Genomic DNA, 13,634 nt, shown 5'->3' on the forward strand with positions numbered 1-13,634 from the left:
GGATGGATCGCTCGAATGCGGACCGTCCGTCTGGTCACGAGTGCGGTAGTCGGCGAGTGCGAACAGTCGTCGGTTTAACGGATATCACGTCCCGTAATTTCCGATTAGCGGGAACGGGTCGCGGCCGGAGGCTGCCAGCGTGGTCCTTTAATTGGGTCGGTCCCTACGCTCGAGCATGAAAGTCCCAAACTCACTCAAGAACGTCGACGACGACGACGCGGTCATCCGCACGTTCGAATACGACGACGGCAGCGTCATCGCCGTCGACTTCGGGAACGCCGCCGCGGATATCGAGATCGACATCGTCGGGTCGACAGCGATCATCGTCGCGAACGGCGAGCAGTTCGAGTTCGAACTGCCGCCGGAGGCCAGCGACGTCTCCGCGCACAACGGCGTGCTCACAATCAACGAATAGCCAGCGATCAGCGACGTGATATCGATACCGGGACCGATACGCGGGAAGAGACGTCGCCGATTTTCCGGAACGCCATTCATGAAAACGGATTTGTCATTCGACCGACTATCGGCGACTGATGTCGGATACGAATCGGCGGCCGGAACGCGAGACACGGACGACGAACGTGCTCCTGGTCCTGATCCTCGTGACCCTCGCCGCGGGGTTTCTCCACGTCGGTGAGGGCACTGGCAAGGGGAGCCACCACGTCGTCCGCCTGATTCTCTCGACGATGCTCTGGGGGCCGCTTCTCGTCGGCGGACTGGTACTGTTCAATCGCCTCTAGCGTCGACGACAAACGCAACGCACTCCAGTCGCGACGCCCAACGGAAGATATGAGCACTCTCGACGACGTCGACCGCTGGCGCGAGGAACTCGAGTCGAAACGCGCCGAGAAGGACGAGTTCTTCGCGAACCACCCGCAGTCGCCGATCCCGCCCGAGGGGCGCGACGCGTTCGACGGACTCGACTACTTCCCGCCCGCTCCCGACTATCGGGTGGCCGCGACCGCGACGGTCCACGACGACCCAGAGGTCGTGTTGATGGACACGACCGCGGGTCGAGAGATGCGGTATCTGCGTGTCGCGACGCTGGAATTCGAGTTGGATCGGGCGGACGAGGACCTCGAGGACGGCACCTTCGAACTCGCGGCCTACCAACAGGAGAGCCCGAACGAGGAACCCCTCTTCGTCCCGTTCCGGGACAAGACGACCGGGCAGCAGAGCTACGACGGCGGCCGGTACATGGAACTGTCGTCGGATCGCGACCTCGAAAATGGAGACGAACTCGTGATCGATTTCAACCTCGCGTACTCGCCGTTCTGTGCCTACAGCGAGACCTTCGACTGTCCGCTCCCGCCCGAGGAGAACTGGCTCGACGTGGCGATTCCGGCCGGCGAACGGTTCGAGTAACGCCACCGCGTGACCGCGACGTTCACGGGTAGTTTCGAGTCGAGTACTAGCCCGAAAACCCGACGACTGCGACGGTACTCGACCGGAAGCGAGGGGGTTGTCAGTCGGCGGCTAGCTCGAGTGGAAACCGGGGCGTGCGAACGGACCGCAGGACCGTGGAACGAACCGCAAGACCGGGGGCCGAACCCGGCGTTCAGGGAGCGACGCCGACCGTGAGCAACGTGCCGAACTCGCGGTAGCGTTCGACCATCGCCTCGCGAGTCTCCCAGTCGTCCGTCGGGAACTCGGACTCGGCGGGGATCGAAATCTCGCGGTCGGGGATGGAGTCCTGTTCGGCGACGTGGAGGCCGGCGTCGCGGAAGGCCGCGCGGTACTGCTGGCGATCCCAGCGGGTCATCTCGATCGAGATGAACTCCTTCCACTCGTGGGAGTGGACGTTTTCCTCGTAGTAGTTGACGGCGCAGTGGAAGGTGCCGCCGGGTCGGAGGATCCGGGCGATCTCCTCGAGCGTGCGGTGGGGATCGCTGGCGTAGTAGAACGCCTCCATCGAAAACACGTGATCGATCGAGTCGTCCGCGAAGGGAAGGGCGTCGAAGTCGCCGACGAGGAACCCGGCCTGCGGATCGTTCGTGTACCCCGCGGCGTTGCGGGCCATCTCCGGCGACCCGTCGAGGCCGTAGACGCGCCCGGCATCCTGGGTATCGCGAAGCGCGCGACCGGCGTACCCGCTGCCACAGCCGAGGTCGAGGACGACGTCACCGGGTTCGACCGGCATCCGCGCGAGCGCGTGCTTCGCGGTGTGCCAGTGGCGTTCCTCCATCCCCCTGTCCCGGCCGCTCGCGGCCCACTCGTCGAACTCCTCGCGAACGCTCATACTCGAGGCGTCACGCCGGGCGAGGAAAACGCGTTCGGTCGACGCGCCGACGGATCGACGCGCCGGCGGGTGACCGCAGTGACGCGTCGCTCGAGGCCGACAGACTTTTTAGGTTGGCCTAAATAGAGAGGAGTGGAGAGGTTTAGGTCGGCCGAAACTCCGTGGGCATCGGATATCGGTCGGGCGAACTGCTCCTGTGGATCCTCTTTCCGTGCGAATCAGACGTCGCTGGACCCGACAGCGAACAGTAACTACTGACATCCGCACTATTAAGTCAGTGCCGAAAGTTGTTCACTCCAATATGGACTATTCACTTGAGATAGATGGCACGCCGGAGACGGTACCGGGCGGCACCGGGGTGCTCCTTCTCCACCCGAGCACCGGGGAAACGGACCGTATCGACACCGACTTTCTCAAAGTCGACACGGATCACTTCCTCGTCGTCTCCACGCGAACCACGGCCCGCGAAGTCAGACAGAAACTCGAGTACTACGACGTCGACGAGGACCGCGCCGAAATTCTGGACACGCTGAGCATCGAACACGGCTACTCGCGGCGCAAGAGCGACACCGTCCACTACGTCGCCGCCCCCGACGACGTCGACGGGATCGTCGACCACATCGACGGCTTCCTCGACGCCCACGACGGCAAACTCCGGCTCAGTTTCGACTCCGTCACCGAACTCGCCTACTACGCCGGCGACGACCAGGCCCTCGAGGCGGTCGAACGCATCCTCGAGTTGCTCGATGAGTACGACGCCATCGGTCTCTTCCACGTCTCGGAAGAACCCCACGACGAGGCGCTCGTCGACGAGTTCCGCGAGCTGTTCGACGGGGTCATCGACCTCGACGAGGACGGCAGCATCGACGCCGAGTTCTGAGAGTCGCAGTCGGAATCGCTTTTGGGCGGTGTATTGATGGCTCGTGCCGAGCGTCTCGTCGGAAATCGACGACGGAGCGAACCCCATCGTTTCCGGTGCAGCCGTCGACATCGCGAACGTCGTGTCGAGTGAGGCGTGCTCGTACTCGTGGGCGAACTCGAGGTTGCGGACGAACTCGAGGAACCGATCGACCTCGTCGGTGCCCACGTGTGCACAACAGACCCGCAGCTCGGGGTCGGACTCGAGCAGTTCCTCGAAGACGTCTCCGCCCACGTACGGACTCCCCTCGTACCCGCTATCCCGCGGAATTATCACTGCCGAGGTGGAGAGAGCCGGTAGACCACCGCATGGCACGGCCAGTAGAAGGTGAGACTCACACGTTCGAGCGGACGTTCACGACCGACGACGTCGAGCGGTTCGCGGACCTCTCCGGCGACAGACAGGACATCCACACCGAACCTGACGAGGAGGGCCGCCTGATGGTCCACGGACTGCTGACCGCGACCCTGCCGACGAAGATCGGCGGCGACCTCGAGGTGCTCGCCCAGCGGATGGACCTGGAGTTCGTCCGTCCGGTTTACACCGGCGAGCGGATCACCTGTAGGTGGACGTTCGAGTCCGTCGCGGAGCGCGACGATCGCTACGAGATCGTCGTCGACGTGAACTGCGAGAACGGGGACGGGAAAACGGTGCTGACCGGCAGTACCGAGGGACTCATCTGGAGGGAATGATAGACGGCTTTGGCGTATTCCGGCGACCGCGATAGCAACCGCTCTGGGTTGTTGAGAACGGGGTAGGCCAGTCAGGTGAACGCCCGTGGTAACCCACGCGCGCTGAAAGGTAGCTGCTGGCCGTGCCGTCCTTTCCTCCTCGCGGGTGGCGCCATAAAACACCTCCGGTACGCGGATCGAGAGCGTGTCGGATTCCTTGAGGCAGAGCGAAGCGAGTCCTAGCTGAACTTCTGAACCGTCACGTCCAGCGTATCGAGGTCGACGATGGGCGCGTAGCCGGCGTCGGGGTCGATGTTGACGCTCTTCTGGAAGTCGGTCTGGGCCTGCCAACAGCCCGAATTGATGGCGAGGACGTTGTGGTACTTCCCGAATCCGAGTTTGTGGACGTGGCCGGTGTGGAAGATGTCGGGCACCTCGTCGATGACGAGGTAGTCCTCCTCCTCCGGCGCGAGTCGCGTGTGACCCCCGAACTGCGGGGCGACGTGGCGCTTCTTGAGCAACTGGTACATCGCCTTGTGCGGGTCGTCGTAACTCGCCTTCTCCTCGGGAAGTTCGGCGATCACTTCGTCCAGGCTCACACCGTGGTACATCAGCACGGAGACGCCCTCGAGGGTGACCGTCGAGGGGTTGCTCACGATCCGCGGATCGTGGGCGGACATGATCGCTCGCAGTTCCTCGTCGAACCCCGGTTGAGGCTCCGCGAGGCGGACCGCGTCGTGGTTTCCCGGGATCATGACGATCTCGAGGTCGCCGGGGACCTTCTTTAGGTACTCGTTGAACGCCTCGTACTGCTCGTAGATGTCGACGATGTCGAGTTCCTCGTCTTGGTTCGGGTAGACGCCGACGCCCTCGACCATGTCGCCGGCGATCAGCAGGTACTCGACGTGCTGGGCCTGCTCGGTGTGGAGCCAGTCGGCGAAGGCGTTCCAGGCGTCGGCCATGAACTCCTCGCTGCCGACGTGGATGTCGCTGATCAGCGCCGCCTGGACGTGGCGGTCGGCGGTCGAGGGTTCGTGCGTTCTGGGGATATCGGGGAAGTACATCGAGTCGACGAACGCGATCCCCGAGTCGTCCGCCAGCGTCCCCTCCATCGCCAGCACCTCGTCGCAGAGCAACTCGTCGACGAGATCGACGTACTCCCGGTCCTTCATCACCAGCCACGGGAAGGTTCCCGTCGCGTCCTCGAGTTCGATCAACCAGTGACCGCTGGCGGTCGAGCGGATGTCGTTGACCAGGCCGACCATCGCGACGTCGTCGCCGCCGGGCATGCTCTGGATGGCCGACGCCGGCCGGTGGTTGATCCGGCCGCGCAGTTTCGACCCCACGCGCTCGAGTCGATCCCGGAACACCGAGACGAAATCCTCGTACTCGCCGGTCCCCGTGCTTTCGCCGGTCATGTCGCCCGCGATCTCGAGGGAGCGCAACTCGGGATCGACCGATCGCTCGACCGTTACGCCCCCCTTCGTTTCGACTGGAGTATTCCCACCCGTTGCCCCGTGATCTGCCGATTGGCCTCCAGTCGAAATTGAGGGATCTTCGGTCGCGTCTGGGGACGCATCGGCGCCTCGGTCGTCGTCCCCGAGCGACGTGTCGAGAGCGCTTCCGGCGGCGCTCTCGTCAGTGGCGCGTTCGGTATCGGGGGCGCTACCGTCGCCGGCGGCAGGGTTGGCTGCCGGCGCGGCGGCGAGCGCCGCGTCGACGTGGTCGGTCCGGACGACCAGCGCGTCCTCGGGGAGGTCCTCGACGACGCGCTCGAGGGCCGCCTGCGGATCGTCGGCCGAGGCGAGCAGGGTCACGGCCTCGCGTTCGGCGTTGTAGCCGCGGCTCGTGAGTTCGCTGACGATCCTGGCCGTCGCCTCGAGTGGCACACCCCTCGCATTCGTGAGCGGGGAGAAAAGGATACCGTAATTGGCGTCCGTGGCCGGTGGGGGGCCACCTGAAGCGAGACGGACCAGTAGCGTTATTTCCATCAAATTCGTACCAGATACAATGTTGATCGCTCACGCTCTCAGCGATAGAGCCTGCGACGAATTCGACGGGCGCGAAGACGGAATCGGTGACTCCGACCGGACGACTACCGACGCCCGAATCGGTGCAATCCCGGTGGGAACAGCCGGAATCAGTGACGATTACTGGAGCAGAAGGTTGATTGGGTGGCCCGGCAAAACGGGTGACGATGAGCGGTTCTAACCGCGGCGACCCTCCCGACGGACCCGGTGACGACGGCAATTCCGATTCCGCCACCGATCGGCCGGCCCGGAACGGGACCGACGACCCGGCGACCGACGACGGGCCGGCTGACGCCGGGACCTCGTCGAATCCACGCGAAGCCGACGGGTCCGGCGCCGAGACGGACGGCGATCCCGTGACGATCGAGGACGACGGCGCCGTCCGCTGGTTTCTCAACTCGCAGGACGGCAACGTCATCTTCGTTCGGGACGTGTTGAGCAGCGTCGCGATCGTCGCGGTCGTCGGCCTGCTGCTGTTCGCGGTCAGCGGCGTCTGGCCGCCGCTGGTCGCCGTCGAGAGCGGCAGCATGGAGCCGAACATGGAGCGGGGCGACCTCATCTTCGTCGTCGACGACGATCGGTACGCCGGCGACGGGGCCACGGACGGTACCGGAGTGGTCACGCTCGAGAACGGCCAGGACAGCGGTCACGATAAATTCGGCAATCCCGGCGACGTGATCGTCTTCCAGCCGAACGGAAACGACCGCCAGACGCCGATAATCCATCGCGCCCACTTCTGGGTCGAAGAAGACGAGAACTGGGTCGACACCAAGGCAGACGAGGACCTCGTGGGTGATCTCACCTGCGAGGACGTCGACGACAGGATCTGTCCGGCGGATCACGCCGGATTCATCACGAAAGGCGACGCGAACCCCAGCTACGACCAACTGTCCCAGAGAGGGCCGGGAGGACCGAGAACGCACATCGTGAAGCCCGAGTGGATCGCCGGCAAGGCGATGTTCCGCATCCCGTGGCTCGGACACGTCCGCCTCGCGTTCGACAGCCTCTTCGGCGGGATGGTCGTTCCCTCGCCGCTGATCGACGGGACATCGACGCAGACGCCGACCGCCGGTCCGGAAGCGACATCCCCGGGAGCCGAATTCGCCGGCGTAACCGGCGTCGCCGGTGTCGGCGCCGGCGCCGTCGTCGCCGTCGGACGCTACCGGAACTGAACCGGCGTTTCGGCCGCAGTCGAAGCGTCCCGCGGCCGTACTCGAACGCGACAGGAATTGACGACGCTATCGACGGCAGACGGCTCTCCTCCGCGTTCTCCCTGCTCGAGTCGAAACGACGGGCTCCCGATTCACGCGTCAACCATGATCTACGCGTCGGTCTCGATCTCGAGTCGAAGCGACTCGCCGTTCTGGACCTCGTAGGTCGTCGGGTCCACCACCTCGTCGTCGACGAGAAACGTGATCGCCGTGCTCGAGTCGCGACCGTCGTACTCGGTTCCGTCGACGGTCACGACGTGAGCGTCCTCCCGATTCGCGTAGGCGAAGCGGGGGAGCAGATCGATCCCCTCGGCGAACGTCACGGGTTCCTCGCCCTCCATGTACCAGTACTCGTCGCGCTCGTGGAGGTGAAAGGCGACGGAGTCGTTGTCGACGTTCTCCGCCTGAAATCGATCCGCGGAGAGGTCGACCGGATCGCCGTCGACGACCACCGAGAGTTCGCCGCGGTCGAACTCGACCTCGCCGTCCGTGAAGACGCACCCGGCGAGGGCGACGAGGCTGGCCGTCGCGGCACCGAGCGTCCGTCGCCTCGTGAGGGGCCGTCGCTTCATGTGGAATCGGGATACGACGTAGATCGACCTCGAATCCTCGCGTCGGATCGTGGTCGTGTGACCCCGAGCAGTTCTCGAGGCGTCACGATCCGTTCTCGAAGCGCGCCTGCACGAACGGTTGGATGTCGTCGATGTCGCTCAGCCGCGAGTCCGAGAGGAGGACGGCCTCCGTCTCCTCGATGGGTACGGAGAGGCTGATCTCCTTGGTCCGGCCGTAGCGCCCCTTCGAGACGACGACGGCGTTGACGATCCCGAGCATGTCGAGTTCGCTGATGAGGTCCGTGACCCGTCGCTGGGTGAGCACGTCGGCGTCGATCTCCTCGCAGAGGCGCTTGTAGATGTTGAACACCTCGCCCGTGTTGATGCTGTGAACGCCGTTCTTCTCGAGGAGGATGATCGCGAAGAGGACGAGTTTCGACTGCGTGGGGAGGGTGCGGACGACCTCGACGACGCGGTCGAGTTCGATCTTGTCCTGGGCCTGCCGGACGTGCTCCTCGACGATGGTCTCGGTCTGGGAGCGTTCGGCCAGTTCGCCCGCGGTCCGGAGGAGGTCGAGCGCGCGGCGCGCGTCCCCGTGTTCCTGCGCGGCGAAGGCCGCACACAGCGGGATCACGTCGTCGGAGAGCGCGCCGCCCTTGAACGCGACCTCCGAGCGGTGCTCGAGAATGTCCCGCAGCTGGTTGGCGTCGTAGGGCGGGAAGACGATCTCCTCCTCGCCGAGGGATGACTTGACGCGGGGGTCGAGGAAGTCGGTGAACTTCAAGTCGTTCGAGATGCCGATGATCGAGACCCGGGAGTTCTCGAGTTCGGAGTTCATCCGCGAGAGGTTGTAGAGGGTGTCGTCGCCGCTCTTCTCGACGAGTTTGTCGATCTCGTCTAACATGATGACGACGACCCGCTCGTCGTAGTCGACGGCGTCGAAGAAGACGCTGTAAACCCGATCGGTCGGCCACCCGGTCATCGGGACCTCCTCGAAGGACTCCTTGTCGTCCTCGAGGTCCTCGATCCGGGCCTCGACCGCGGCGCGGGACTCGAATCCGGTCGACGCGAGTGGATGTTCCGGTTGACGGTCGTCGGTCGAATCGGTCGGCGGGTTCGACTCGATTCCGTCCGTCTCGGTTCCGTCCGACTGGAACTCGTCGGTCAGGTCGCCGTCGGTGGTGTCGCTTGCTGCTCCGTCGGCCGTCGCCGATGTATCCGGATTGTCCGAAGACCCCTCCGTTTCGACTGGAGAATCACGAGACTCGTCGTCGGTCGTGGTTCCAGTCGAACTGTCCGATTCGTCGGAATCGGGTGCCGACTCGAGCGCGTCGAACTCCTCGAAGAGTCCGTCCTCGTCGCCGGCGTCGGCCGCCGAATCGGCTTCCGCAGCGGCTTCGTACTCGTCGACGGCCTCGAGCAGGCGCTCGAGTTCCTCGACCTGCTCGTCGATGCGGGCCTCGTTCTTCTCGATGAACTTGTTCGCCAACTGGGCGAGCACCCGGTACTGGGTGTCCGTGACCTCGCAGTTGATGTACTCGACGTCACACGGGACGCTGTACTTCTGGGAGGTGCTCTCGAGTTCCTTGCTGACGAACTTCGCGCTCGCGGTCTTTCCGGTTCCGGTCTTCCCGTAGATCAGGATGTTCGACGGGGTTTCGCCGCGCAGCGCGGCGACCAGGATCGTCGCCATCTTGTTGATCTGGTCGCTCCGGTGTGGGAGCTCGTGTGGCGTATAGGACGGCCGAAGCACTTCCTTGTTCTCGAAGATCGGTTCGCCGCTGAGCAAGTCGTCGAACAATCCCTGACTCGATTCCTCCTCGGCGAGGTCGGCGCTATCGAAGGTCGAGAACTCCCGTTTCTCGTCGATATCGACCGGCTCCGAGCCCGTGGGTTCTGATTCTTCGTCTGACATCCGTCGTATACATACCCCCTCGTTTCGAGTGGAATGCCGGGCCAGAAAGCAGGAATATCGCTCGGTTAGTGGTCCGAATCGGCCATCCCACTACAGTGCGTCCCCGGCCCGGGTCCAGTTGATGCAACCGAAACAGAGGAAAACCACGCTATTAAATTCTTCCCTTCACACTGCACCGACCCTCCCAGGAGAGATTGGTTGAGCCTCGAGAACGGCTAAAACGGGCAAATTGCCGAACTATAGACAATTCGCAAGGCGGCGGACGGTATCGTGACGTCCGTTTCAGGTCGATATGTGACTCACGAATGGATGGTATTGTTGGATATGTGATTGTTCGGTTCTCAGAATGGAATCGGGGAAACGAAGCGACGGCTGATGCGAACGGATCCACATCCTCTCCGAAGAGAGACGCTCATTCGAGCATCTATATTGGTGATACGCGCGAGCGTTGCTAACGCGCGGAGATATCTCGAAGCCTCGGAGTGATATCGATTGCGGCTCTGCGAACGATCGACGATCGTCTTCATCGAAGCGCTGGGGCCACCCGCGAGACGCAAGATGACACAGTCAAGAGAGACCGTAGTCAGGAAATGACGGAGTCGTCCAGCATGCAGTCGTCGACCCCGGGGATGAATTCACGAGACCAGACGGAGGGCGACGCGGATTGGTTCGAGTCGAGAACCGACTCGAGCACGCAATGCGGTCCAACTGCTTGACGTGATCTGCAGTCCCACTGGTAGACGTGATCGGAAACGGGTGAGCCGCTGACGGGTGATGGATTGGAATCGACGATCGAATCGTATCGATTCGGATCCGATCAAGGCGAATCGACGGAATCGTTCGTCCATCACTGAGAGCGAATTAGGAAGGATTCGTTCAGCGGAATAGATGTGATCTGTTTGTGTGATCTGGTTGACTGGTAACGTGGCTAGCCCCCCACCCCTTCGTTTCAGGTGGAACGCGGAGAAGGAGGGGGTGGGGGGAGAGGGGTGTTCTAGGACAGGCAGTTTTATCTATCTGGGGAAGAAACTCGGTCCGTAGCACTAGCAAAGCGAATATTTTACTAGATCGGTTAGATACTGTTACTAGTTTCTGCTAGAATAGCTCTATTTGACGACCCATGTTACTAGAACTCTCTCAACCCTCGAGTTCATCGGCTTCACCGTCTCTCTGGACTGCTCGTGGACGGCTGGCAGTGTCGTATCGGGCTATCGGCGGCGATCATCACCGAACACTCACCCACACCCTCACTACTCTCCAGTCGAAACGAAGGGGTGGGGGTGGTTCGGGCGAACAACAGAGACCGCTCGATCGGTTTGCCATCCAGTTCGGTTCCGTCTCGAGAGCTTTCCCATCTCTGCTTCGGTCACGGCTGGTACCACATCACAGATCAATTGGTACCATCTCACATTCTCTCCGCTCGAACGGAGGTACTGATACACGCTCACACACTCCCTCGTTCACTCGTTCACTCGTTCACTGGTTCCCACCCTCTCCTTCCCGTACCGTCCAACGACGTATCGTTCGGTAACTCCTTGGACACCATCCTATCACTCTTTTGGCATACTGACAACGTAGTTGAATTGAATTGTCTACACGTCTGACGTAGGCTTAAGTGGGTTCAGTTTGTAGTACGCGCAGATGCACCACCCCGCGGTGCTGGAGGGCCCCACAGATGGGACTGTTCACAGAACTCAAAGATAGTATCTCTCGGGTTACGGACCGCCTCTTCTCGGAAGAGGAACCCAAACGTATCGGTATCTACGGTCCGCCGAACGCTGGAAAGACGACGCTTGCGAACCGAATCGCTCGCGACTGGACCGGTGACGCCGTCGGTGCGGAGAGTCACATTCCACACGAAACGCGACGCGCACGCAGGAAAGAAGACGTCGAGATCGAACGCAACGGCAAGTCGGTGACGATCGATATCGTCGACACGCCCGGTGTGACGACGAAAGTCGACTACGAGGAATTCACCGACGAGATGGAGGAAGACGACGCGATCCGTCGCTCCCGCGAGGCCACCGAAGGCGTCGCCGAAGCGATGCACTGGCTCCGCGAGGACGTCGATGGCGTTATCTACGTGCTCGACAGTGCCGAGGATCCGATCACGCAGGTCAACACGATGCTGATCGGTATCATCGAATCTCGCGATCTCCCGGTTCTCATCTTCGCGAACAAGATCGACCTCGACGACTCGAGCGTGAAACGGATCGAGGACGCGTTCCCACAGCACAAGACGATCCCGCTCTCCGCGAAGGAAGGCGAAAACATGGACGAAGTCTACGAGAACATCGCGGAGTACTTCGGGTGATTACCGATGCCAAAAGCAACTAACGCGGACGATCCCGACGCTCCAGACGGTGTCCAGATCGATCTGATCAGCGGCGAACGCATGGACGGGATGGCGACGATGGAGAAGATCCGAATGATCCTCGACGGCGTCCACGACGGCAACATCGTCATCCTCGAGGAGGGGCTGACTCCCGACGAGGAGAGTCGGCTCATCGAGGTGACGATGTCCGAGATCAGTCCCGACGAGTTCAACGGGATCGAGATCGAGACCTACCCCAAATCCAAGGCGAACGATTCCTCGCTGCTCGGCCGGATCATGGGCGGCGACGAGTCGGCGGCGAAGCTGACGGTCATCGGACCGGCCAACCAGATCGAAACGCTCCACAAGGACGAAACGCTCATCAGCGCGCTCGTGTCACGAGACTAATGCCTCACGAATGCACGACCTGCGGCCGGACGTTCCCCGACGGCTCCAAGGAGATGCTGTCGGGCTGTCCGGACTGCGGCGGGAACAAGTTCCAGTTCGCCCCCGCCGGCCGGGCGTCGACCGGCTCGAGCAACGCGGCCCAGTCGACGGCGGCCGAGACGACGGCCGAGTCACGTCCGGACGCGACCGGGACGGCCGGATCCGCAGAGTCGACCGGAACCGTCGAGCGCGCGGCCGAAACCGTTCGCGACTGGGTCTCGTCCGGCTCGGCTCGACCGGCCGACTCGGCCGACGCGAGTCAGGAGCCTGCGGCCGACGCGAACCGCGATCCGACCACCGCGACAAACGGCGATCCGACCGCGGACGCGAACCGCAACCCAGCGGCAGACGCGAACCGCGATTCGTCGACGTCGGCCTGGCCCTCGAGCGACGAGCGACCAGATTCGGACGCGTCCGCCGAAACCGGCGAGTTCACAGAGTGGCCGGAGACGGCGCGACGGCCCGAGGATCGATCGACGCCACCGAGTGACGATGCCCGCGGCACCTCACAGACTGCGTCTGCATCCGAACCGACGCCCGATCGCTCGGCCGCGGTCGACGACGGGTCGATCATGGCGGACGACGAGAACACGGCGCAGGCCGACGCCCGAAGCGAAGTCGTTTCCTCGGACGATCTGCCCGCCGGGTCCGACCGGTCGGACCGAGGGATGGGTGGCGGCTCCAGTCGAACCGACGCCCCGGTCCACGAGACCGGTGACCGGCCGCCGGAACACGGCCGGGTCGTCAGCGAACCCTCGGGCGAGCAACCCTCGATCGAGGAACTGCGCGCGGAGCTCAACGAGCAGTTCGAGAGCATCAAAATCGTCAGCCCGGGCCAGTACGAACTCAATCTGATGGAACTCTACAACCGCGAGGAGTACATCATCTCGCTGCAGGAGGACGGCCGATACGTCATCGACGTCCCCGATTCGTGGCGTGCCGACGAGGAGTGACGCGACGGCGTCGAATCGGCGCCCCCTCGAGGAATTCGGACTCGACGACGGACGCTTCTCGGATCGACAGTCGGAAACGGACTCGTGTTGAATGGACACTCAGTCCGATGGCGTGCACTCTCATTCGATGGCGTCCACTCCCATCCGATGGCGTACACTCCGATGTGACGCACGGCTCGAGCGTCTAGCGCGAGACGGCGGGACGCACGGCCCGAGTGGCTAGCGCGAGACGGCGGGATTCGGGTTCGACTGGCGCCTCGAGTGAGACAGTCGCCGCCTCGACCGAGCCAGCGACCGATCCGACTGCCCCTCACTCGATCGGTCGAGCCGCCTACCCCACCATTTCGACTGCAATATTCAATATCACTATCTCTTATTGTAGTA

At 63.0% G+C, this 13,634-nt stretch carries 13 protein-coding genes; 9 read left to right on the top strand and 4 right to left on the bottom strand.

Annotation, left to right across the window (positions count from 1 at the left end; all coding sequences use genetic code 11):
• Positions 1 to 175: 175 nt before the first annotated feature.
• From J0X25_RS25420 to J0X25_RS25430, 3 genes are all read left to right on the top strand, one after another.
• Entirely contained in the window at positions 176 to 415 is a 240-nt protein-coding gene (locus J0X25_RS25420) for a DUF7127 family protein (RefSeq protein WP_207290336.1), read from the top strand.
• 118 nt (positions 416 to 533) lie between these two features.
• Positions 534 to 740 carry a hypothetical protein gene (locus J0X25_RS25425; RefSeq protein WP_207290337.1) on the top strand — a complete coding sequence of 69 codons (207 nt, stop codon included), beginning with the start codon at positions 534 to 536 and terminating at the stop codon, positions 738 to 740.
• 49 nt (positions 741 to 789) lie between these two features.
• On the top strand, positions 790 to 1,365 hold the full coding sequence (locus J0X25_RS25430; protein ID WP_207290338.1) for a DUF1684 domain-containing protein: 576 nt from the start codon (positions 790 to 792) through the stop codon (positions 1,363 to 1,365).
• 193 nt (positions 1,366 to 1,558) lie between these two features.
• Here J0X25_RS25430 and J0X25_RS25435 read toward each other — a convergent pair whose 3' ends face one another.
• Positions 1,559 to 2,239, bottom strand: coding sequence for a class I SAM-dependent methyltransferase (locus J0X25_RS25435; protein ID WP_207290339.1), 681 nt, complete (start codon positions 2,237 to 2,239; stop codon positions 1,559 to 1,561).
• A gap of 301 nt (positions 2,240 to 2,540) precedes the next feature.
• On the opposite strand from J0X25_RS25435, the gene J0X25_RS25440 reads away from it, so the two are divergent.
• Both J0X25_RS25440 and J0X25_RS25445 read left to right on the top strand, forming a co-directional pair.
• On the top strand, positions 2,541 to 3,119 hold the full coding sequence (locus J0X25_RS25440; protein WP_207290340.1) for a DUF7090 family protein: 579 nt from the start codon (positions 2,541 to 2,543) through the stop codon (positions 3,117 to 3,119).
• A gap of 347 nt (positions 3,120 to 3,466) precedes the next feature.
• On the top strand, positions 3,467 to 3,850 hold the full coding sequence (locus J0X25_RS25445) for a MaoC/PaaZ C-terminal domain-containing protein (RefSeq protein ID WP_207290341.1): 384 nt from the start codon (positions 3,467 to 3,469) through the stop codon (positions 3,848 to 3,850).
• Positions 3,851 to 4,068: 218 nt separating this feature from the next.
• Here J0X25_RS25445 and J0X25_RS25450 read toward each other — a convergent pair whose 3' ends face one another.
• On the bottom strand, positions 4,069 to 5,718 hold the full coding sequence (locus tag J0X25_RS25450; protein WP_207290342.1) for a DNA-directed DNA polymerase II small subunit: 1,650 nt from the start codon (positions 5,716 to 5,718) through the stop codon (positions 4,069 to 4,071).
• A 308-nt stretch (positions 5,719 to 6,026) separates the two neighbouring features.
• On the opposite strand from J0X25_RS25450, the gene J0X25_RS25455 reads away from it, so the two are divergent.
• Positions 6,027 to 7,031: a S24/S26 family peptidase gene (locus J0X25_RS25455; protein WP_207290343.1), complete on the top strand. Its 1,005-nt coding sequence runs from the start codon at positions 6,027 to 6,029 to the stop codon at positions 7,029 to 7,031.
• A 149-nt stretch (positions 7,032 to 7,180) separates the two neighbouring features.
• Here the strand turns inward: J0X25_RS25455 and J0X25_RS25460 are convergent, their stop codons facing one another.
• Both J0X25_RS25460 and J0X25_RS25465 read right to left on the bottom strand, forming a co-directional pair.
• On the bottom strand, positions 7,181 to 7,642 hold the full coding sequence (locus J0X25_RS25460; protein ID WP_207290344.1) for a hypothetical protein: 462 nt from the start codon (positions 7,640 to 7,642) through the stop codon (positions 7,181 to 7,183).
• Positions 7,643 to 7,724: 82 nt separating this feature from the next.
• Entirely contained in the window at positions 7,725 to 9,536 is a 1,812-nt protein-coding gene (locus J0X25_RS25465; RefSeq protein ID WP_207290345.1) for a Cdc6/Cdc18 family protein, read from the bottom strand.
• Between the two features lie 1,675 nt (positions 9,537 to 11,211).
• Here J0X25_RS25465 and J0X25_RS25470 point away from each other — a divergent pair.
• From J0X25_RS25470 to J0X25_RS25480, 3 genes are read left to right on the top strand one after another with little or no spacing between them, the layout of a single operon-like run.
• The gene (locus tag J0X25_RS25470) at positions 11,212 to 11,850 is read left to right on the top strand and encodes an Era-like GTP-binding protein (protein WP_207290346.1); all 639 of its coding nucleotides are present in this window, start codon (positions 11,212 to 11,214) and stop codon (positions 11,848 to 11,850) included.
• Positions 11,851 to 11,856: 6 nt separating this feature from the next.
• Positions 11,857 to 12,258, top strand: coding sequence for a DUF2073 domain-containing protein (locus tag J0X25_RS25475; protein ID WP_207290347.1), 402 nt, complete (start codon positions 11,857 to 11,859; stop codon positions 12,256 to 12,258).
• Positions 12,258 to 13,250, top strand: a complete 993-nt coding sequence (locus J0X25_RS25480) for an OapC/ArvC family zinc-ribbon domain-containing protein (RefSeq protein ID WP_207290348.1) — start codon at positions 12,258 to 12,260, stop codon at positions 13,248 to 13,250. Before J0X25_RS25475 ends, J0X25_RS25480 begins: the two co-directional genes overlap by 1 nt.
• Positions 13,251 to 13,634 lie beyond the last annotated feature (384 nt).

This window comes from Haloterrigena alkaliphila, from assembly GCF_017352155.2.
GTDB lineage: Archaea > Halobacteriota > Halobacteria > Halobacteriales > Natrialbaceae > Haloterrigena > Haloterrigena alkaliphila.

Bases quoted from the DNA above. Each gene is read 5' to 3' on its own strand.
- J0X25_RS25420 (WP_207290336.1), top strand. From the start codon at position 176: ATGAAAGTCCCAAACTCACTCAAGAACGTCGACGACGACGACGCGGTC.
- J0X25_RS25425 (WP_207290337.1), top strand. From the start codon at position 534: ATGTCGGATACGAATCGGCGGCCGGAACGCGAGACACGGACGACGAAC.
- J0X25_RS25430 (WP_207290338.1), top strand. From the start codon at position 790: ATGAGCACTCTCGACGACGTCGACCGCTGGCGCGAGGAACTCGAGTCG.
- J0X25_RS25435 (WP_207290339.1), bottom strand. From the start codon at position 2,239: ATGAGCGTTCGCGAGGAGTTCGACGAGTGGGCCGCGAGCGGCCGGGAC.
- J0X25_RS25440 (WP_207290340.1), top strand. From the start codon at position 2,541: ATGGACTATTCACTTGAGATAGATGGCACGCCGGAGACGGTACCGGGC.
- J0X25_RS25445 (WP_207290341.1), top strand. From the start codon at position 3,467: ATGGCACGGCCAGTAGAAGGTGAGACTCACACGTTCGAGCGGACGTTC.
- J0X25_RS25455 (WP_207290343.1), top strand. From the start codon at position 6,027: ATGAGCGGTTCTAACCGCGGCGACCCTCCCGACGGACCCGGTGACGAC.
- J0X25_RS25460 (WP_207290344.1), bottom strand. From the start codon at position 7,642: ATGAAGCGACGGCCCCTCACGAGGCGACGGACGCTCGGTGCCGCGACG.
- J0X25_RS25465 (WP_207290345.1), bottom strand. From the start codon at position 9,536: ATGTCAGACGAAGAATCAGAACCCACGGGCTCGGAGCCGGTCGATATC.
- J0X25_RS25470 (WP_207290346.1), top strand. From the start codon at position 11,212: ATGGGACTGTTCACAGAACTCAAAGATAGTATCTCTCGGGTTACGGAC.
- J0X25_RS25475 (WP_207290347.1), top strand. From the start codon at position 11,857: ATGCCAAAAGCAACTAACGCGGACGATCCCGACGCTCCAGACGGTGTC.
- J0X25_RS25480 (WP_207290348.1), top strand. From the start codon at position 12,258: ATGCCTCACGAATGCACGACCTGCGGCCGGACGTTCCCCGACGGCTCC.